This window comes from Streptomyces sp. NPDC001315 (genome assembly GCF_042896175.1).
Lineage (GTDB): Bacteria > Actinomycetota > Actinomycetes > Streptomycetales > Streptomycetaceae > Streptomyces.
Genome location: NZ_JBIAWZ010000001.1, coordinates 1,590,085 through 1,610,558 on the forward strand (window position 1 = coordinate 1,590,085; position 20,474 = coordinate 1,610,558).

The 20,474-nt window shown below is 67.7% G+C and carries 13 protein-coding genes; 5 read left to right on the plus strand and 8 right to left on the minus strand.

What is annotated here, in order from left to right; all coding sequences use genetic code 11:
* Positions 1-49 precede the first annotated feature (49 nt).
* From ACFY16_RS07070 to ACFY16_RS07095, 6 genes are all read right to left on the minus strand, one after another.
* Complete coding sequence (locus tag ACFY16_RS07070; protein ID WP_390646034.1) at positions 50-364, minus strand: hypothetical protein; 315 nt, start codon at positions 362-364, stop codon at positions 50-52.
* A 2-nt stretch (positions 365-366) separates the two neighbouring features.
* Positions 367-7,302: an RHS repeat-associated core domain-containing protein gene (locus tag ACFY16_RS07075; protein WP_390646035.1), complete on the minus strand. Its 6,936-nt coding sequence runs from the start codon at positions 7,300-7,302 to the stop codon at positions 367-369.
* 55 nt (positions 7,303-7,357) lie between these two features.
* The gene (locus ACFY16_RS07080) at positions 7,358-9,307 is read right to left on the minus strand and encodes a LamG-like jellyroll fold domain-containing protein (protein WP_390646113.1); all 1,950 of its coding nucleotides are present in this window, start codon (positions 9,305-9,307) and stop codon (positions 7,358-7,360) included.
* Positions 9,264-11,000 (minus strand): hypothetical protein, encoded by a 1,737-nt coding sequence (locus ACFY16_RS07085; RefSeq protein ID WP_390646036.1) that lies wholly within the window; start codon positions 10,998-11,000, stop codon positions 9,264-9,266. Before ACFY16_RS07085 ends, ACFY16_RS07080 begins: the two co-directional genes overlap by 44 nt.
* A 213-nt stretch (positions 11,001-11,213) precedes the next feature.
* On the minus strand, positions 11,214-11,993 hold the full coding sequence (locus tag ACFY16_RS07090; RefSeq protein ID WP_390646037.1) for a GntR family transcriptional regulator: 780 nt from the start codon (positions 11,991-11,993) through the stop codon (positions 11,214-11,216).
* The gene (locus ACFY16_RS07095) at positions 11,990-12,532 is read right to left on the minus strand and encodes a GntR family transcriptional regulator (RefSeq protein WP_390646038.1); all 543 of its coding nucleotides are present in this window, start codon (positions 12,530-12,532) and stop codon (positions 11,990-11,992) included. Before ACFY16_RS07095 ends, ACFY16_RS07090 begins: the two co-directional genes overlap by 4 nt.
* A gap of 177 nt (positions 12,533-12,709) precedes the next feature.
* Here ACFY16_RS07095 and ACFY16_RS07100 point away from each other — a divergent pair, with 177 nt between their 5' ends.
* Complete coding sequence (locus ACFY16_RS07100) at positions 12,710-13,141, plus strand: ATP-binding protein (protein ID WP_390646039.1); 432 nt, start codon at positions 12,710-12,712, stop codon at positions 13,139-13,141.
* Positions 13,142-13,324: 183 nt separating this feature from the next.
* Here ACFY16_RS07100 and ACFY16_RS07105 read toward each other — a convergent pair whose 3' ends face one another.
* Together ACFY16_RS07105 and ACFY16_RS07110 are read right to left on the minus strand one after the other, a co-directional pair.
* On the minus strand, positions 13,325-14,356 hold the full coding sequence (locus ACFY16_RS07105; RefSeq protein ID WP_390646040.1) for a hypothetical protein: 1,032 nt from the start codon (positions 14,354-14,356) through the stop codon (positions 13,325-13,327).
* A 419-nt stretch (positions 14,357-14,775) separates the two neighbouring features.
* Positions 14,776-15,666 carry a hypothetical protein gene (locus ACFY16_RS07110; RefSeq protein WP_390646041.1) on the minus strand — a complete coding sequence of 297 codons (891 nt, stop codon included), beginning with the start codon at positions 15,664-15,666 and terminating at the stop codon, positions 14,776-14,778.
* Positions 15,667-15,964: 298 nt separating this feature from the next.
* On the opposite strand from ACFY16_RS07110, the gene ACFY16_RS07115 reads away from it, so the two are divergent.
* The 4 genes from ACFY16_RS07115 to chvE all read left to right on the plus strand — a co-directional run bounded on the left by ACFY16_RS07115 (position 15,965) and on the right by chvE (position 20,465).
* Entirely contained in the window at positions 15,965-17,131 is a 1,167-nt protein-coding gene (locus ACFY16_RS07115) for a mandelate racemase/muconate lactonizing enzyme family protein (RefSeq protein WP_390646042.1), read from the plus strand.
* Positions 17,128-18,132: a zinc-binding dehydrogenase gene (locus ACFY16_RS07120; RefSeq protein WP_390646043.1), complete on the plus strand. Its 1,005-nt coding sequence runs from the start codon at positions 17,128-17,130 to the stop codon at positions 18,130-18,132. The genes ACFY16_RS07115 and ACFY16_RS07120 overlap by 4 nt, the downstream gene beginning before the upstream one ends.
* A gap of 110 nt (positions 18,133-18,242) precedes the next feature.
* Entirely contained in the window at positions 18,243-19,211 is a 969-nt protein-coding gene (locus tag ACFY16_RS07125) for a hypothetical protein (protein WP_390646044.1), read from the plus strand.
* A 147-nt stretch (positions 19,212-19,358) separates the two neighbouring features.
* Positions 19,359-20,465, plus strand: coding sequence for a multiple monosaccharide ABC transporter substrate-binding protein (gene chvE / locus ACFY16_RS07130; protein WP_390646045.1), 1,107 nt, complete (start codon positions 19,359-19,361; stop codon positions 20,463-20,465).
* The last annotated feature ends 9 nt before the right edge of the window (positions 20,466-20,474 follow it).

The following is a 20,474-nucleotide window of genomic DNA, read 5'->3' on the forward strand; positions in this document are numbered from 1 at the left end:
AGGCCCTGCACGTGAAAGGCGCTCACGCACAGGATGACCTGTACCGCAGTTACTCGACCCGCTTGAGGGACATTTCATGGTCGCCATTAGCAACCATTTCTCGCACTGCTGCGAACATTTCACGGACCCCCGGACGGCGAGTCAAAACCAAATCAGGGCAGGTGAAATACGATCCGTTCAGGCATTCACCAGTCGCCTGCCATCTATCCAAGATTCGGCCCAGCTCTAGATACGTCAAGAAGGTCACAGACCACCTTCCCCCACCAGGGAGCAGGATCCAACCATCGGCGTTCTCGACCTCGTCTGGCGCATCCTCGCCCAGCTCCACCTGGAGAGTCAGGCCTTCTTCGCTGATCTCGTACATACCTAGTTTCCGTACATATCCGTGAGGCGACTGATGACCTTAGACTCGTTCGACTTGTCGGCCTTACCAACGATCTGCATACCATCGTCAGTATTCCGGAAGAAGACGCGACCTCCATTGCGGCCTCGCAGGTACGAAACGTCCGTGCCAGAAAGGGACTTATTCCCGAGACCGGGGTTCGTGTTACCGCCCCGGAACTGCATGACCAGATCGTCCATTTCCTTCTGGATTCGCTGATTCTTTCCGGCCGCTTCCGCCGCCTTCACGAGATACGGGTCGTCGTGAATAGCGGAGGTTACTCCACAAAGCCCGTTCGAGTTGTGGACGAGAACCGGCGTGGCCCCAGCGAGTACATAGTACGTGTGGACGTCGCTGACGGTCAGGTCGTATGTCACCTGTTGCTGGGTGAAGTGGCGGACCGAAGCGATTTTGACGCTGTGGCCGTCCGCGTCACGCAGGGTCATGCCGGCTCGCAGTTCGCCGGCGTCGAGCCAGTTGTCGGCGGAGGGTGACCAGAAGGGGTGGGTGGTGGTGGCGGTTACGGAGCCCGCCGAGTGGTCGTCTCCGTCTCCCTGCAGAGTGATCTGCACGAATTCCTTGTCGTGCTTGGTCACTATGGTTCGCACGACTTCGTGAGCGCCGGTTTCACCGGTGTCAGGGTCTGTGGATTCGACCTTGTCCCCGACTTCAACGTCCTGAATGGCCTCTGCCGTGCCGTCACTCAATTGGACTTCGGTTCCGGCGACGAAACTGTGAAGACAGCCGGACTTTCCGCCTAGTCCCGTACCGAGTGCCGGGGACTCGCCGCCGTATTCTGAACCAATTGCAAAGCCGTTAGCGATTGCCGTCCACATGCCGTATTCGAGCCCTGATGGACATTTCTTCCCCGCAGCTAGGCAGGCATAGCCCTTGGTGTTGTTCACATCGGTCTTGACGGGGCTGGTCGACGAAAGCTCGGCGCATGACTCGAGCCCGTAAAGATCACACAGGCTGGACATTTGATCGCGGAAGGCCTCGATGTACTGAGGGGCTTCCTTCCAGGTGGTCGGTACGTTGACCCCTGGGAATACGGAGACGTATCCGTCTCCGTTGTAATCGAGCTGACTTTCGCTCTCTTCCTCCCAAGTCACGGTCCCGCGGTCGTTGTCCAGCGTCACGCCGGAGATATCGTCGGTGAATTGGCCACGATGCTTCGAGGCTCCGCCTCCGCACTCGCCGTACCCGCCGTAACAGTTCGCGAGCCGGAGGCCGCTCGGGTCGCTGAAGGTGGCCGGGTTGTTGTCGGCGTAGGCGTAGCCGTTGAGTGACTGCGGGTCGCTGGTGTCGAGGATGGGGTCGATGCTGATGAACCGCCCGACAGACGGGTCGTATTCGCGGGCACCCACGTGGGTCAGGCCCGTGTCGGCATCGGCAGACATGCCGAGGAAGCCCTTGTCGTCAGGCCAGACGCCGGTCGTCGGACCCCGACTCGCCCCGAACGGGGTGCTGTAGCGCTTGGTGACGGCCTGGGTAGAAGCGTCTACAGCGATGGAACTGGTGCCGTGCTGGTCAGCCGCCAGCCACATCAGCGTCGAGGTACCCGACTTATTGCTGCGCAGGGCGATCGTGGATCCGGCGCCGGTGTAGTACCGCTGGGCCCAGTACTTCGCGGTCGATGTCGACGTGTCGAGGTGGACCTCGGTGGCACCCAGGTAGAGCACCGTTTCGCCGCCGGTGTTGCGGCGGATCAGGAGGTTGCCGTCGGCGTCGTAGATGTAGCCGGTGGTGCTGGTGCCCTCCTTCACCGTGTCGAGGCGGTCCTCCGCCGACCAGGTCAGGCTCTGGGTGGCCGTGCCGTCGGGTCGGGTGGTGGTGTTGCCGGTGGTGTCGTAGGCGTAGGCGGAGGTGACGCCGGTGCAGGTGGAGCCGGTGGTGGTGGCCGTGAGGCGGTGGACCTTCGTGGCGTCGTAGCAGTAGGTCCTGGTCGTGTTCGCGCCGGTGGTGTGGCTGGTCTCGGTGCCGCGCAGGCCCGAGTCCTTGTAGGTGTACGACGTCCAGTAGGGGGCGGCGCCGCCGAGGTTGGCCGTGGTGCGGCCGGAGTCGGCGCAGTCGGCCGTCGACGGGGTCCAGGACTCCAGCAGGCGGCGGTGGCCGTCGTAGGTGAAGCACTGGTAGTCCGTGGAGCCGGTGCCGCCCAGGGACGTCGGGTCGTTGATGGAGGTGACGTTGCCCGCGTCGTCGTAGGCGTAGTTCAGTTCCTGGAGCTTGTAGGCGTGGGTGTCGTCGGTGACCGAGGAGCGGGTCAGGCGGTCGGTGCCGGATTCGTACAGGTTGCTGATGTACGCCTTTTTGATGCCCGCTGCTTCGGAGGTGCCCAGGGTGAGCACCTCGGGCTGACCGAGGGCGGAGTAGCTGGTGTCCAGCAGATAGTCGCTGGCGCCACTGGTCTTGGTGTTCAAGCCGAGCGTGTCGTACTCGTAGTCGACGTACTCCTGCGCGAGGCCTCCGGCAGCGGGCTCCGCGATGTATTGCTGGGTGCCGTCGATGTTGTAGTACGTGGAGAAGGTCAGCGTCGCTGCAACGGCCTTCGAGGTGACGAGCGGGTCGGTCGACGGCAGGGCCAGCTGGGTGGTGGTGGCCCGGTACAAGCTGTCGTAGGCCGTCACCTTGCTGGTGTAGGCGCTGCCGGTGACGCCTCCGACGTAGCTGGTGGAGGAGTCGAGTTGCCCCTTGAGCAGGGTGTCGTACGCGTACGCGGTGAGCTTGTTCGCGTCGGTCTGTTCCTCCGTGGTGGAGGTCAGGTCGGCGGTGGCGGGGGCGGACCAGGTGCCGGTGGGGCGGCCGAGGATGTCGTAGGCGGAGATGGTGACCCGGCCGGCCGCGTCCTTGGTCCAGGAGACCTGGTCCAGGTTGGTGTAGCCGGTGGTCGTCGTGCCCGTGTCGGGGTCGGTGGCTGTGGTCTGGCGGCCGTACAGGTCGTAGGCGTACGACCACGTGCTGTCCGGGCCGGTGACGGTGTCCTGCTTGCCGTCGCGGGTGTAGGTGAACTTCGTGGCGGTGTAGGAGGCTCCGACGGTGGCACCGTAGGCGGTGTCGGCGGGGCTCGTGCCGGCGTACTCCCGGGTTTCGACCGTGCGGCCCTGGGCGTCCACGATCGTTCGGGTCGCCGAGCCGCCTGTGGTTGCCGTGGAAGCGGTGGAGTCACCTGTGTAGGTGGTGCTGGTGGTCCATTTCTTGATGCCGTTGGCGTAGAAGTCGCTCGTCACAGGGCGTTCAGCACCGTCGTACACGGTCTCGGTCTGCTTGGGGCTGTGGCCGTATTCGACGCGGGTGTACGTGCCGTTCGGGCCGGACGTCGTGTCGAAGGCGTCGGCGTACGACTGGTAGGCCAGACCGCGGCTGTCGTACCGGGTGTCGGTAAGCAGTCGACCGCCCTGCGGGGTCGGGGTCTGGGTCTGCAGCGACCGCAGCAGCGAGTCGTAGATCGTGTAGCTGGTGTTGTACGTGTCGCCGTCCGCCTTCAGGACCGAGGTCGAGGTCCACGACGGTGCGCTGTTGGTGACGGAGTAGGCGTAGGCGTAGTTGGCGGTGGCGTTGCCGGCGTGAGAACGGTTGGGCAGCCAGGTAGCGGTGGCTCGGCCAAGGGCGTCGTACGTCGTCTCGGTGATCTTGTTGTTGACGTCGTAGACCTTGGTCGGCAGGCCCCGGGCGTAGTCCGCGTAGGTGTACGTGCTCTGCGACTTGGCGTTGGTGACCTTGGTTTTGGTCAGCGGGCCTGCGGCAACCGGGGTGTAGGTCGTGGTGGTGGTGTTGCCTGCCGTGTCGGTGACGGAGGCGACCCGGCCGAGGACATCGGCCGTTGTCCGGCTGACCGTCTGCCAGCTGGCCGGATACCGCTCGCCGCTCGTCGCCGACGCCGGGTAGGCGGAGGCGCGGCCGGTCCAGGTGGGCTCGCCCAGGGTCGGGGTCTGGGACGCGGACCAGGCGGTGGTGGTGGACGGGCCGTCGTAGACGACGGCGGTGTCGGAGAGGACGTCTCCGCGGGAGGCGACCGAGGTCGGCAGGGACAGGTCCGTCTCGACGGTGGTGCAGGCCCGGCCGACCACCCGGGTGCGGGTGACCAGGGAGTTGATGCCAAGCGTGGCGTTGGCCGCGTACCAGGTGCGGGTGCAGGTCTCGTCGCCGGTGATGGCGGTGTCGCCCGCGTCGTACACCTTCAGCGGCTGGCCGTAGTCGTCCCACTCGGTGGTGGCAGTGGTACGGGTGCGCCAGCTTGCCTTGGCCGTCAGGTAGGTGTGGGTGTACGTCTTCTGCGTGCGCACGTAGTACGCCTCGATGTCCGCGTACGACTTGTGCTGCGTGGCGGTACGGCGGGACCACGGATCGTTGACGGTCACGGTGACCGGGCTCGAGCCGTCATAGGTGATCTGCTCGCGCAGGAAGCCCGCGTAGGGGTCGCTGTCGGTCTGGTCGGCCACGTCCAAGCCGGTGAAATCGATGCCTGCGACCGAGACGGAGCGGGTGACGGTGGTGTCCTTGCGTTTGTCGCCGTCCATGCCCTGGAGGTAGAGCGAGACGGTCTTGGTCTGAGTCTTGCCCGCGATGCCCTTGGTGACGGTGACCTTGCCGTAGCCGCGCCAGACGGACCAGGTGCGCTCGTCCTCGGGGGTCAGCGGGTCGTCGTCGTAGTGCCAGGCGGGGTCGGCGTAGCTGTAGGCGCTCTCGGTGTTCACGCCGATGCCGGTCGGGTCAGCGGTGTTGACGGCCGTGACGCGGTACTTGTGGAACCAGTCGAGGGACGCGTCCTGGGCGCCGTTGACGTGCCAGTACTGCGGGTAGCAGGACTTGCTGTTGTCGTCCTCGGCGGCCGGCATGTTCGAGCCGCGTACGCATTCCGCCCCGGAGAGGGTGACTGTGGTGATGGCGCCGGTCTCGGAGGTGACCGTCCTGACGCGGGGACGGGTCAGCGGCAGGATGTCGTCCGTGGCGTCGACCCGGTTGGGGCGCATCTCGTAGGTGAAGGTCACCGGGTCGAGCGCGATGGCGGTGCCGTTCTTGCCTGTGTGCCGGAGGGACTTGAGCGTCAGGGTCTGGTCGGAGGTGTCGCCGATGTCGCCGCCGTCCAGGTACTCCTGGGTCAGGTCCCAGCTGTCGACAGCGGTGAAATCGCTCGCGGTGGCCGACCAGGCGTAGGTGGAGACGGTGGTCAGGCGCTTGCGGGTGAAGAAGGACGGGCTGGTCGCGTCGCAGTCCCCGCCTGAGGCGCAGATGGAGTCGAAGGGGACGTCGGGCCAGTTGTCCGCGGTGGACTCCTTCAGGTCCGAGCAGTCGGAAGCGGTGCAGCGCTCGTCGTAGGAGAAGGTGACCTTGTCGGAGGTCACGCCGGAGAACAAGGTGTCCTTGTTCTGGCCGTAGAGGATCTTGGTGAGGTAGCCGCCCCGCGTGTACTTGGCGGTGGACGTGTCGGCGCCGTTCTCGGCGTAGTAGTTGGTCTCCGGGGTGTACCAGTACGTCATGGCGTTGCCGCGCGGATCCACGACGTAGTCCAGGTTCCAGCGCCAGGCCTGGGTGACAGAGCGGTCGGCGAAGGCGGAGCCCTGATCGTAGCCGGGTTCACCGGAGTCGTCGCCGTAGACCGGGACCGTCCACACGGAGTTCGTGGCGTCGTCGGTGCCCGCGCCGGTGAGCTTGTTGAGGCCGAAGACGTACTGGGTGCCGTCGCCGGTGGTCACGGTCCAGTACTCGCCGTTGTTGTCGCCGTTGTCGGCGCCCGTGGAGCGGGTGACGGTGGAGGCGTCGTCGGAGCTCAGCCGCCAGACGCCGCTCGTGTCGTCCTTGACCAGTTCGCTGGACTTGCCGTTGAGGACGATGGAGGCGTTGTCGTACTTCCAGCACAGGTCGTACTTGTCGTCCTGGCCGTCCTTGTCGCAACTGCCGTAGGAGCGCTCGATGTAGGACGAGGAGGAGATCTCGAAGCCCTCGCCGATCTGGCTGCCCTGGTTGTTCGTGGAGGCGGTGCGGCCGTCGATGCTGCCGGAGTCGTACCACAGCGACACGCCGGGAGTGGGTCCGGCGGCGGCAGGCGGGACGGTCATGTCCGACGTCCAGGTGAAGGCACCCGAAGAGCCGCCCGCCTCCCAGGTGGAGGACGGGGAGAGTGGGCTCGCGGTGTAGTCGCCCGCGCCGGACGCGGACGCGCCCGTGGCTGCCGCCAGGGCCAGGACCGTCACGGCCGCGGAGTTGGACGACGACAGGCTCGTGGTGCCGCTGGTGGGGGCGGCGAGGGTGACGTCGGCGGTGACGGTCTGCCCGGAGATGTCGTTGTGCGAGTCGAGCGGCGTCCGCTTGCGGCAGGCGGCCTTGTTCGGGGTGGTCAGCGCGCAGGCCTGGAGGCTGTACAGCCGTAGGCGCCCGGACCAGTCACCGCCGTAAGCGGAGGCGAAGGCCGAGTAGTCGACAGTGATCTTGGCTGTACCCGGATCGGCGGCGGACGCCGTCAGGACCACGCCCTTCACGCCTGCGGCCTCGGTCTTCCCCCGGCTCTGCACCGAGACCCGGGTGTTGCCCGAGGCGCCGTCGGCGGTGCTCTCGAGCGCCACCGGCAGGCCACCGGCGGTCAGCCGGGTGGTGTTGCCGTTGCCGGTCAGCCCCACGGCCGCCGAGGCGGCCTTCGGCCAAGTGGCGGTCTGCTGCTGCCTGGCGCGTAGCGCTTGGGCGGTGTTGGCCTTCCGGGTCGCGGCCACCCGGTCCCGGGCGGCCTTGGCGCCCAGTCCGGTGACCGCGTGGACCTTGGCTACCTCCTGCTCGGGCGCGTCGGGACGGCCCAGTCCACCACCGTCGGAGGCCTGGGCTGCCGGGGCCGCGACCCCGATGGGCACGATGAGAGCCAGCACGAGGGCCGGAAGTACCCTGCGTCTGCCGACGCCTTTGAACCAGCGGGCTCGTATACCGGCGCTCATGACACGACTCCCCAAGTAAGCGCTGCGGGCAGAGGAAAGACGGTGGAACAATCGGTCAGGCACCGGTGGTGCCCACGGTCTCGCTGGTCTGCTGCTGGCCGGACATGGCCCCGGCCCAGATGCGCACATCGGTGACCCGGCCGGCCAGGTAGTGCTGCCAGGCCGAGTTCACGAAGCCCTCGCCGACCGCGAAGTCATCGGAACCGGCCACCGCGGTGTAGGCGAGGGACGAGTCGTTCTGGTTGTCGCCGATGTACAGGCTGATGGTGTTGGTGTAGGCGTCGAACACGCCGGTCAGCTGGGTCACACTGTTGGCGGAGACGGTCACGGCCTCGTCGGAGACCACCGCCGTCCAGGAACCGTCGGCGTTCAGGCGGCCGAAGTACCAGTAGCCGACAGGCAGTTTCGCTTCGGTCTCCGGATCCACGTCCGTGCCGGTCTTCTCGAACCACAGGCCCCAGGACGTTCCGTCGGTACCGCGTTGACCGATGACCTGGGCGCGGTAGTTGTCAGGCTTGGCGGCCATGGCCTCGGTGTCCAGCTCCACCGCCGCCGTGGCCGTGAAGGAGCCGGACTCGTCGACGATCGGCCCGGCCGTCGTGGCCGCGTCGTCCGTGCCGTCGAGCACGATCGCCTCGCCGTCCAGGGCCGCCCCGCCGCTGAGGGTGAGCGTCCGGCCGTAACCGGTGACGGTGTCTGCCAGGATGGTGCCACTCGCTCCCGCAGGGTCCCAGGCGGCCATCAGCTCGACGTCCGCGGTACCGTCCGCATCCAGCAGCCGGGCCTCACTGGCCACCAGCGAGTCAACCGCGTCCTGGGTGAGCTGCTGTTGCCAGACCGCCACCTCGTCGACGCCGCCCCGCCAGTAGTCCTGGTAGGTACCCGGCTTGTACGCGGCCCGGCCGAACTGCAGCGCCCCATCCGCCACCGTCGCGTCCGACGTGCTGGGCAGCGCCACCGGCCCGCCCTGGGGACGCCCATTGACGTAGAGCCGGATGGTCCGGTTCTCAGCGTCGTAGGCACCCGCCAAATGGGTCCACGTCTTCAGCGAGACCCCGGCGGCGGTGGCGCTGGCGCCCTGGTACTTCCGTACGCCGCTCTCGTACCAGTTCCACAGGAACACCCAGCGCTGGATGCCCTTCGAGTAGTACAGGGAGAAGCCGACGCCGTCGCTGCCGGTCTCCGCGACCACCGTGCGGTAGGCGGAGGAGTCCGTGAGATAGGCCCACGCCGAGACCGTGAACGACGACTTGGTGTTGACGACCGACTCCGATGTGGCCGCGTACCCGGACTGGCGCGTGGTGTCGGAGGTGTCGTTCAGCCACAGCGAACGGTCGCTGTCGCCCCGGCGGGCCAGCGGGGACCAGTCCGCACCGGCGGTGTACAGCGTGGCATCGTGCCGGGCGCCCACGGTGGCCGTGTCGGCGGCCGTCGTCTTGCCCGACTGAGGATCCGCATCGTCGAAGTGCCAGCGGCCGACGGCTCCCTGTCCCTCGCCGACCTTGAACTCCACGATCGTCTTCGCGCTCCAGCCGTTGGGGTCCTTCGCTCGGACCTGAAGCTGCGTCAGGCCCGCAAGCCGCGGGGTGATCCAGGGCTTGACCGTCGAGCCGGCTATCTCTGCCGACCAGGTCGCGTCGGTGGAGAGCTTGTACTGGTAGGAGGTGTTGGTGGCGTCCCCAGCCGCCGGGGAGAAGGTGAACTGCGCCTTGGTGCCCGGCTGGCCGGCCGCCGCGCAGTCGTCGGCGGTGCACGCAGAGTACGGGGTGCCGAAGGTGATGACCGGCGCCTTGGGGGCAGTGGTGTCGATCTTGAAGTAGCACCAGTCCTGGGTGGTGACGGTGCTGTGCGACTCCAGGTAGCTGGCGTCGTCGTTATACAGCGAGCGCGTGAACACCGCGAGCCGGTACAGCACGCCGTCGGTGAGCGCGATCGGCGACTCGTACTGCACCAGGCCGTTGTCACCGACGGATCCGTCGGTGGGCCGTACCGGTTCGGTCGCCACTGCCCAGCTGCCGTCGCTCAGCTTCTTCTGGATGTAGAAGTGGGCCCGCAGGTGGGCACCGCCCTCCCCACCCGCCGCAGTCTGGGGCCGCGCGGACAGCATCGGCTTCGGAGCAGCGATGATGTCCGGGGTCGGTGGAGTTGTTCTCGCAGCTCATGTTGGTGCCCTGGATGATGCCGGCATTGGTCGGCGGAGCGGGCAGACCGACGAATTTCACGGACAGTACGGCGTCGTCGTCGAACCGCTTCCAGCCGTTGGGGTCAGACTCGTCGTGCGCCTTCACCATCAGCGTCAGACGGGAGAAGTCACCAGCGGCGAACTTCTTCACTGTCGACGTCAGGTTCTCGTAGCTCTGCGCCGGGTCGTCGTTGAACTCGATCGGCGCATCCGGCTGGTCCGGGTCGCACAGCGAACCCCTGCCCGCCGCCACGGTCCGGTCGCCCATGACGTCCCAGTTCGACGTCGGGCCCGGCCAACGCGTCGCCGAGGAGATGTCGCCGGTGCGCACCAGGTCGACGACGGTCTTGGTGCACGACATCGACCAACGCTCGGTGACCCGGAAGGTCGCATCCAGCACGCTCTTGCCCGCCGGCTTGGTCGGCGCGAACTCGAAGTACATGCGCTGCTTGTAGCCCGAACCGCAGTAGTAGGCGTAGCCACCGGTGACGTACGTGCCGCACAGGCCCACGCCCTCGCCGTCGTCGCCGCCGGAGAAGTTGTAGAAGGTGTCGCCGTCCGAGGACAGCACCGTGCGCTCGGACTCCTCCAACGCCACGTCGGGATCGATGTACAGCGGGTAGACCGTGTCCGAGCCGCCGAGCAGGCCCGCGTCCGGTTCGACCACGACCGAGTCCTGGGTCAGCTTGACGGGCAGGACAGCCGAAGCGTCGCCGTCGCCAGGCCCGTCGGCCGGGTCGGCGGAGGACTCTCCGTCGCCGTCCTGGACGGGGTCGCTGTCGGAAGTGGAGGCCGGCGACAAGGTGGAGGTTCCGGTCGCGTCGGCGTCACCGGCCGAGTCCCACATCTGCGCGGCTGGGGAACGGAACACCGTATTGCCGTTCTCGTCAATCGCGGCCAGGCCACCGCCGGTTCGGCTGCCGACCGTCAGGCCCCGCGTCTTGAGCGAGAACTCGATCTTCTTGAGCTGCGGGTTGGTGGCGGCCTCGGCGGACTTGACGATGAACACCTGCCGGACGCCCTCGACCGTGGCGGTCATCCGCAGATCCACTCCGGGCAGTACGTCCGCGTACGTGGCCGAGGCTCCAACCAGCGTGGGGACTGGCAGTGCGCCTGGCCAGCCCAGACTCAGCGACCGCCCTTCCTCCGCCAGCCGCACCAGACCGTCGCCGTCACCGCCCGCCGAGAGCGAGATGTCGGCCACCGTCGCCTTGGGGCCGACAGAGCCGTCTGCCCGGCGCTCCAGCGTCGCGTCCGGCGTCGCCCACGACCCGTCCGGCTTCGCCACGCGTACTGGAACGGCCGACTGCTCCAGGGTGAACGAGTAACCGTCCGGGTTCGCATAGGTCGTGGAGTACTCCCCGCGCTCACCGGCGACCTCCACCTCGTCCCCGGAGGCCGCCGCCTGCTCCAGCGCGGCCGAGGCCTCGGACGTCGTCGGCTTCGCCTCGTCGGCTCGCGCTTCCGGGGTGGCGACACCCAGCGCGGGCAGAACCGCCAACAGTGCCGTGACCATCAGGCCGGAGACGAATTGTCTCGCTCGGCCGGCCCGCGGCTTTTCCAGGCAGCTCGAAGTATCCCCGTTCGCGTCCCCACCCCTGGCTCACGCGATCTTCACGAGTACTTGAGGATCAGACCAGGATTGACCGCACACGGTCAAACAAAATCCCGATGAACGCCACAGGGTGGTTTTGGTGGCCGACAGGGCCGTGGCGGTACCGCAACGCCGTCACTCGGGCACGAACTCGTACCGCACCTCGTAGAGATGCCCCGCCTTCACCATGACCGTCGCCTCGACCGGCCGTTCATGGTCGCTGTGGACGACGCGGAGGGTTCGCAGGACCGGCATGCCGCTGGTGAGATGGAGGGCCTGGTACTGCTCCTGAGTGGGAATCCTGGCGGAGACACGGTCCACGCTCTGGCGGGGCGGATAGCCGAGTTCCGCCAGGAGTGCGGGAGTTCCGCCCTTGATTCGGCGGCGGTCCGTCAGGGCCGTGCCCCGGGCGATGTCCAACGGGTAGTAGGACTTGACGAGTTCGGCAGGCTCGTCGTCGACCAGGACGATCTGACTCCGGAGCAGAGCTGTTGCGTCCTCCGGGAGACTCAAGGCCGTACGAACATCGGCGGGCGGGTGGCACTCCGTCACGTCGAGGATCACGCTGCGGGCATGTGTGCCGTGCTTGGCCGCCTCGGTGAGCCACGGGTACGACTGCCCGGCACCGGCCGACGCGAGGGATGCGGCGGGCCGTACGGTGCGTTGGCGGTGCTCTCGGACCGTGACCGCCGCCCCCGCCCGGCCGACCACGAGGCATTCGTCCTTGAGGAGTTGCAGGGCTTTCTGCACAGTGGCGTTCGAAGCGTCGAAGCGGTCCTTGAGCTGTGCCGTGGAGGGCAGGTTCGCCCCTGGCGGCAGTTCTCCGCTCATGATATCGTCCCGCAGATCGGCCGCGATCCTCTCATGCAGCGAGCGACGGTCGGGGGCGTCCGGTTCGGCCTTGGGCACGATCATCCGATCCTGATCTGGTAGCGCAGTCTCTGCCGGAGGGCGGGCATCACCATACGGTCGACCTGGATCGGCCGGTCGTCGCGGTCCAGGGTGAGTCTGGTCAGCCGTAGAACGGGCTCTTCCGGCGCTGTTCGCAGCACGGCCCTCTCCTCATCCTCCGGCATGGCGGCCGTCACGTCCTCACGGACGAGGACGCCGACATGGCCCAGTTCGGCGAGGAGTGTGACGGCTCCGCCTGGGATCTTGGCCGTTCCGGCAAGCCCCGTGCCGCGGGCGATGCCGATCGGATAGTAGGTGTCGGTCAGTTCGTTCGGCTGGTCGTCGAGAAGGATCAGGCGCCGCCTCGCGACGACCGGCTCGCCCTCCGGAATCCCGAACAACCCCGCCACGTCGGCCGAAGCCGGCACTTCGCCCGCGTGCAGAATCCGCTGGGTTCCCCGTCGCCCCTGGGCCGCCGCTTCGTCGCCCCAGGCATCCCCCTGCCCAGCCTCCCGCGGCTTCAGATACGGCAACGACGTACTGACCCAGCTACTCCCGCTCACGACACCCTCCCGAACGGCCGACGGACTCTCCCGGCCCTGCTCGTCCTACACGTTAAGCGACATGCCCGGCCACCCCCATCTCATCGCCTCTCAACACGAGGCAATCTTGCTGCTTTTCGCGAATAGAAGTAAGGTTTGCGGCTGAAACACCCGAGGACATCACGGAGGTGGCCCACCGTGCCCTTGTCACGCCAATGCTGTTTCCCCCGATCGCGAGCCTCTGTGCGCGGCGCTCGCGGCTTCGTCCTTCAGACCCTCACGGACTGGAGCTGCACCGACCGGCTCGACGACATACGGCTTTGCGTGTCGGAACTCGCCACGAACGCCATGCTGCACGGGGCACCGCCCGGCAGGGAGTACTGCGTCAGCCTTTCCCTGGACGGCGCCGCGCTCCGCCTTGAGGTCCGGGACAGCGGTGACCAGGTTCTCGGGACACAGCACCTCGCCACCGGCGATCCGAACTGCGACGCGCACTCAGGGCGAGGCCTGCTTCTGGTTCGGGAGTCGGCCGACGACATCGGCGTCACGGCACACACCGTCGGCAAGACCGTGTGGACGGCTTTCAAGGTCGCCGGCCAGGCGAAGCGGATCGCCGAGGGGGAGCATTGACGACGCCCGCCGGCACCTCGCCGGAGTGCCTGTACGCACAACAGCGGTTGTGCCATGGCAACCGCGAGGTCGGAGGCCGGGGCGCCGCCGACGGGGAGCACCCGCTCCTGGCCCTTCGGTGCGAGTGTCCCTGCCACCGGCCTGGTGAACCACAGACGTAGACCAGGGTGACCATGAGGGAGCTCAGCTCGCCGGGCAGGCGTCCGGTCCGCCCTTCTCGAACTCGGCCTTCGTGCAGTAGGTGATCGTCGGGAAGTAGTCGCCCATGACGGATGCGGGGTTCTCGCCCTTTCCGACGTCCTGGACGGCATTGTGGAAGTCCGCGGCCGGCAGCATGTTGCGGAAGAGCAGGATGCTGCTGACGTTGGTGGGACCCCAGGAGAGCCAGGTCACCCTGTTGGTCGTGGTCGCGTTGGCGGGGCGGTCCTGCGGGGTGGACACCACGAAGGTGTAGCGGCCGTCCTTGCTCAGGGCCGTCTGGAAGTCGGCGGCGCAGCTGCTGGAGGGGTACGGGAGCTGCCACTGGTTCTGGCAGAGGGACCAGTACCTGAGTTGAGTCTTCGTCAGGACCGACTGGCCCAGCTGGGTGTTGGGGAAGGTGGGCGCCTTTCCGCGGATCACGGCGACGCGGCCGGTTTCATGGGAAATCGGCGTGCACAGGTATTTGTTGTACGGGTTGGGGAACAGGCCGGACGCCTTGTTGGGTATGGCGAAGCCCGGGCTCTGCACGCTGGACTTGCCGCATCCCTCAAAACCCCCGGGAGGGGCGTTGTCCTGCACCAGTTTCCTGAGGAACCCGACCAGCGGACCGGCAGGCCCCTGCGTCGAATCCGCCTTGGCGCACGTCGAAATGGAGCGGACACTGCCGTCCTTCCGGTGTACCGAAAGGGCCGGAAGGGGGACGCTGCCCGCGGGATCGGACGTCCGGTCAGGCACATAGATGCGCAACGCCAGAATTCCCACCCCGGACGCGGCACTCATGCTGGTGCCGGCCAGGGTGTTTCCTCCGGAGCCCGGCGCCACCCCCGCCTTCAGCGTGACCTTGTACTTGTGCTGCGCGGAGTTCGTGCCCGCGTTCGGATCGCTGAACGGGTTCCGGCTGCCCTGACTCGGGGCGATCTTGTAGTCGGCGAGCGAATCGATCGGTGCCCCCTTGACGTCGTACGACGTCAGTGACGTGAAGCGGGCAGACGGGTACGTCCCGTCCACCACCATTTGGTCACCTTGCGCAAGACGGTAAGGCATCAGCCAGTACGTCGCGTTCGTCTCGGGAAACGCAAAATTCAGTCTGCTGGGATTCACTACGGCCGGCCATCCGCAGGAGACCTGCGGCAACGGGTCCCGGGCGGCTTGTGGCGGAACGGAAGCATCGGCCGACTGTGCGGCCAGCAGCGTGAAGACGCCTATCAACGCCAGGACGGTCGCCTTTTTCGAGTTGCGCCGGAATGCGTGCATGAAACCGCTCCATCCGAGAAGCCGGGGGCGGAGCGCCTGTGTCCGCGCCTCGAAGTGGGCGCGCCAGGCGAAGAGTTGCCGGGAGATGCCAGAGATTCCGTGGGCGGAGTTGGGCAGATGTGCGTTGCGGCCGACAGGACCAGTCTCTGTCCGCCGTCAACGCGTTGCAACACGGGAACTCAGGTGCACCACCACAGGAACCGACTGCACGTCTCCGAAGGCGACGGAGCGGGCGTCGGGTGCGCCGTGGTCGGGTTTGCCGACGGTGTCGACGTCGCCGCCGGAGTCGTCGCCGGGGCTTGCGAGGGCGTTGTGGGAGTCGCGGCCGGGGACTGGCTGTCCTCGTCGGTCTCGGCGTCCTTCGACGCGTCGTCCTCCGGCGACTTGGACGCCGACGGCGAGGCCGACGCGTCCGGGGAGGCCGAGGCCGAGCCCGTGTCCGCCGTGTCGCCGAGGGGCTTGGCCGTCTCGGTCGGGTTCGCCTCGTCGGACGCGGCGCCCTCCGCCGACGCGTCCGAGGCCGCCGCAGGCTTGTCGGAGGAGAAGCCCGGTGCGTCGATGCCGATCTCGGCGAGGCTCAGACCGCCGGCCGCCAGAACGAGACCGGTGGTGATCAGTACGGTGCGACGGCGGCGCCGACGGTGGGCGGCCGCCTTGCGGTCGCGACGGCTGGCGCCGGGCTCGTCGTCGGGTTCCGCCGAGTCGTCCAGCCCGAGGCCGTGGCCGCCGAGCCGCTCGGGGTCGTCCGTACCGCGCCCGCGGCCGGCGGAGCGCTCGGAGTCGTCACGCCCGCGTCTTCGGCCGCCACGCCCCTGCTCCCGGCGTCGGGCGGCACGGCCGCCTCCGCCCGGCTCGGCGGACTCGAAGTCGTCACCCCCGCGATCATGCCCGCGGTCACCCGCACGATCATCCCCGTGATCACGCGCGTCCGCGTACGACGATGCACCGACGTCGTGGGAGTCGGTCTCGTGCGCGGGCGCGTACGCGCGGAGCTGTTCGGCGGGCGTGCCGCACCCCGGGCACGCGAGAGCGCCGTTGAGGTGCCGTCGGCACGGGTGGCAGTAGTCCATGACGCGGGAAGACTAAGTTCCCGGAGGGTAACGTTCCTAGGGGCTGTTGTGAAAATTGTGTGGGAGAGCAGCCCTTACGGCGCGGGTTCTTGCGGGAAGCGCCCGCTGCGGAGGGAAGCGTCCGACATCATCCCGAAAGCGCCGTTCCGAAACTGTCGAAACCGTTATGTGTTCGACCCATTGACACTCCCGCCGCCACATCCTTACTGTCACGCCAGCATTTCGAACGTGTGACGAAATCTCGAACGCGTCGGGATGCCAGCCAATCAAGCCGACGAAGCAGCAAGGGGCAACCGCCGTGCGCATCACCGGAATCAGCACACACGTGGTCGGGACGCCGTGGCGCAACCTGACATACGTCCAGGTGCACACCGACGAGGGGATCACCGGAGTCGGCGAGACCCGGATGCTGGGCCACACCGACGCGCTGATCGGCTACCTGCGTGAGGCCGAGGCCAATCACATTCTCGGCTCCGACCCGTTCGCTGTCGAGGACCTGGTGCGCCGTATGAAGTACGGCGACTACGGGCGCGCGGGCGAGATCGTGATGTCGGGCATCGCCGTCATCGAGATGGCCTGCTGGGACATCAAGGGCAAGGCGCTGGGCGTGCCGGTCTGGCAGCTGCTCGGCGGCAAGGTGACCGACAAGGTCAAGGCCTACGCCAACGGCTGGTACACCACGGAGCGGACTCCGGAGGCGTACCACAAGGCCGCCAAGGCGGTCATGGAGCGCGGGTACAAGGCGCTGAAGATCGACCCCTTCGGCACCGGGCACTTCGAGCTGGACCACGAGCAGAGCCTGTACGCCGTCTCGCTCATCGAGGCGGTACGCGACGCCATCGGCCCGGACGCCGAGCTGATGCTGGAGATGCACGGCCGCTTCTCCCCCGCCACCGCCGTCCGGCTGGCCCGCGAGCTCGCTCCGTTCAAGCCCGCGTGGCTGGAGGAGCCGGTGCCGCCGGAGAACCTGAAGGCTCTCGAGAAGGTCGCGGCCAAGGTCGACATCCCGGTCGCCACGGGTGAGCGGATCCACGACCGGATCGAGTTCCGGGAGCTCTTCGAGAGCCAGGCCGTCGACATCATCCAGCCGGACGTCGGCCACATCGGCGGCATCTGGGAGACCCGGAAGCTGGCCGCCACCGCCGAGGCCCACTACGTGCTGGTCGCCCCGCACAACGTGGGCGGGCCGGTGCTGACCGCCGCCTCCCTCCAGGTCGGCTTCACGTCGCCGAACTTCAAGATCCTTGAGCACTTCAACGACTTCGCGGACGCGGAGATCAAGAAGGTCGTCAAGGGCGCGCCGCAGGTCAATCCGGAAGACGGCTGCTTCCACCTCTCCCACGAGCCCGGCCTCGGTGTCGAGCTCGACGTCGACGCCGCCGCCGAGTTCCCGCAGCAGCAGGCCCGGTTCGACCTGTGGGCCGAGGGCTGGGAGCAGCGCAAGCCGAAGGGCACGCAGAAGTGAGCAGCGCCGTCGTCGTCGAGGGGCCGGGCGAACACCGGATCGTCGCGCACGTGCCGCGGCAGCCGGAGGCCGGGGAGGCGCTGGTGCGCGTCCACGCCACCGGGATCTGCGGCAGCGACCGCGAGGTGTACCAGGGCAACCGGCCCGAGGGATACGTCCGATACCCCCTCACCCCCGGCCACGAGTGGTCGGGGACGGTGGAGGCGGTCGGTGCCGGGGTGCCCGAGTCGCTGGTCGGCCGGAAGGTCGTCGGTGAGGGCTTCCGCAACTGCCAGGTGTGCGACCGCTGCCACGCGGGCGAGACGACGCTGTGCACCGACGGGTACGAGGAGACCGGCTTCACCCAGCCGGGGGCCATGGCCACCACCCTCACCCTGCCGGCCCGGCTGCTGCACGCCCTGCCGGACGACGCCGATCTGACGGCCGCCGCCCTGCTGGAGCCGGCCGCCTGCATCGCGGCCGCCGCGATCAAGGCGAACGCGCTGCCGGGCGAGCGGGTCGCGGTGGTCGGCACCGGGACGCTGGGCATGTTCGCCGTGCAGTTCCTGAAGGCGGGCTCCCCGGGAGAGCTGCTGGTCGTCGGCACCCGTAACGACCGGGAGGCCCTCTCCCGGCGGTTCGGGGCCACCGACTTCCGTACGAAGGACCAAGAGCTCCCCGACGACTTCGACGTCGTGATCGAGACGGCCGGGTCGGCGTCCGCCGCGCGCACCGCCGCCTCCCTGCTCAGGCGGGGCGGCCGGCTGGTCCTGACCGGGATCCCGGCGCCGGGTGCCGAGGGCCTCGACCCCACCGATCTGGTCGTACGGCAGCTGGAGGTGCACACCGTCTTCGGTGCGCCGCCGGACGCCTGGTCCCACACGGTGCGGGTCTTCGGCGCCGGACTGCTCGATCCGCTGCCGCTGGTCACGCACGAGCTGCCGCTCGCCGAGTTCTCCGAGGCGATCGAGCTGGTGGGGTCCGGCGATCCGAAGGTCGGCAAGGTCCTGCTCCGTCCTTAGCCGTACGCCGGTACGAGGGCGACCTGACGACCCCGTACCGGCGTACACCCAGCCTTTTCGTACCCCGAGCCGCGAACCTCGTCCGAAATATCGAACAAGAAGGACAGCTTGTGACCGACGCTTCCGCCCCGGCAGCCCGTCGACCCGGCGAGCAGGCGCTCGCCGCACTCGGCCTGGGCGCACCCACCCTCGATCCCGCCGACGCCTCGCCCCACAGCTTCCCGGGCGGTGGCCGCTGGCGCACCGAGATCCCCTCGTGCGAGGGTCCCGAAGCGCTGGCCGTCGTCCTGAAGGAAGCCTCGCGCCTGGACGTGCCGATCCACCGGATCAGCCAGGGCAGCGGCGTGTGGATGCTGACCGACGCCGAGATCACCGAGATGGTCGACGCGACCGCCGAACGCGACATCGAGCTCTGCCTGTTCACCGGCCCGCGCGGCACCTGGGACATCGGCGGCAGCGTGCGCACCGACTCGCGCGGTGCCGGGCTGCGGGCCCGTGGCCACGACGCGGTCGCCGGCTGCGTCGAAGACGCCGTCCGGGCCACGGAGTTGGGCGTCAAGTGCCTCCTCGTCGCCGACGAGGGCGTGCTGTGGACCCTGCACCGGGCGCGAGTTGCCGGGATCATCCCGGCCGACACCACGCTCAAGGTGTCCGCGCTGATCGGGCCGGTCAACCCGGCCGCGTACGCGGTGTACGAGAACCTGGGCGCCGACTCGCTCAACGTGCCCAGCGACCTGACGCTCGATCACCTCACCGAGATCCGAAGGGTGTCGGCCGCCCCGATGGACATGTACATCGAGGCCCCCGACGACCTCGGCGGCTACATCCGGATGTACGAGATCGCCGAGCTGATCCGGCGCGGCGCACCGCTCTACCTGAAGTTCGGGCTGGCCAAGGCTCCGGCCATCTACCCGTACGGACACCACCTGCGAGACGTGACGCTGTCCACCGCCCGGGAGCGGGTGCGGCGCGGCCGGCTGGCCCTGGACCTGCTCGCGCGGCACGGAGCCGACGGCGAGATGGCGCCCCTGGGTTCGCGACTGCCCGGGAATCTGAAGCGGTTCGAAACTTCCGCATAACGTTCCGGACAAACCCCCTTCACAGAAGCAGACGTAGTCGAACACAATCCCACACACCCTCTCTCTCGGTCTTCTCCGCACCGCTCGTCGAGTGTCTTCCGTACCGCCAGACCGAGCCCTGCCCCACACACATCAAGGATGATGATCATGCGTACTCGCAGAGCCGCACTCGCCGCCATAGCCGGAGCCGCCTCCCTCGCTCTCACCCTGACCGCCTGCGGCCAGAGCGGTGAGGGCGGCAGCAAGGAGAGCAAGGGCGACTCCAAGGGCGGGACCATCGGCATCGCGATGCCGACCAAGTCCTCCGAGCGGTGGATCACCGACGGCGCCAACGTCGAGAAGGACCTGCAGGCCAAGGGCTACAAGACCAAGCTGGTCTTCGGCGAGGACGACCCCGACCAGCAGGTCTCGCAGATCGAGAACCTGATCACCCAGGGCGTCAAGGCGCTGATCGTGGCCGCGATCGACAACAAGTCGCTGAACAACGTGCTTCAGCAGGCCGCCGACGCCAACATCCCGGTCATCTCCTACGACCGCCTGATCCTCGGCACGAAGAACGTCGACTACTACGCGTCCTTCGACAACGAGAAGGTCGGCCAGCTCCAGGCCAACTACATCGTCGACAAGCTGGGCCTGAAGAGCGGCAAGGGCCCGTTCAACATCGAGCTGTTCGCCGGCTCCAACGACGACAACAACACCAAGTACTTCTTCAACGGCGCGATGAGCGTGCTCCAGCCGTACATCGACAGCAAGAAGCTCGTGGTCAAGTCCGGCCAGACCGCACTCACCAAGGTCACCACCCTGCGCTGGGACGGCGCCACCGCCCAGAAGCGCATGGAGGACATCCTCACCTCGACGTACACGAGCGGCCGGGTCGACGCGGTTCTCTCGCCCTACGACGGCATCTCCATCGGCATCCTCGCCGCGCTGAAGTCGGACGGCTACGGCTCCGCGAGCAAGCCGCTGCCGGTCATCACCGGCCAGGACGCCGAGCTCGCCTCGGTGAAGTCGATCATCGCCGGTCAGCAGTCGCAGACGGTCTACAAGGACCTGCGCAAGCTCGCCCAGGTCGCCACGGACATGGTCGACGCCACGCTCAACGGCAAGAAGCCCGAGATCAACGACACCAAGTCGTACAACAACGGCACCAAGGTCGTCCCCGCCTACCTGCTGCAGCCGGTCAGCGTCGACAAGACGAACTACGAGAAGGAGCTCGTCGAGGGCGGCTACTACACGGCGGACCAGCTCAAGTAAGCGTCGAAC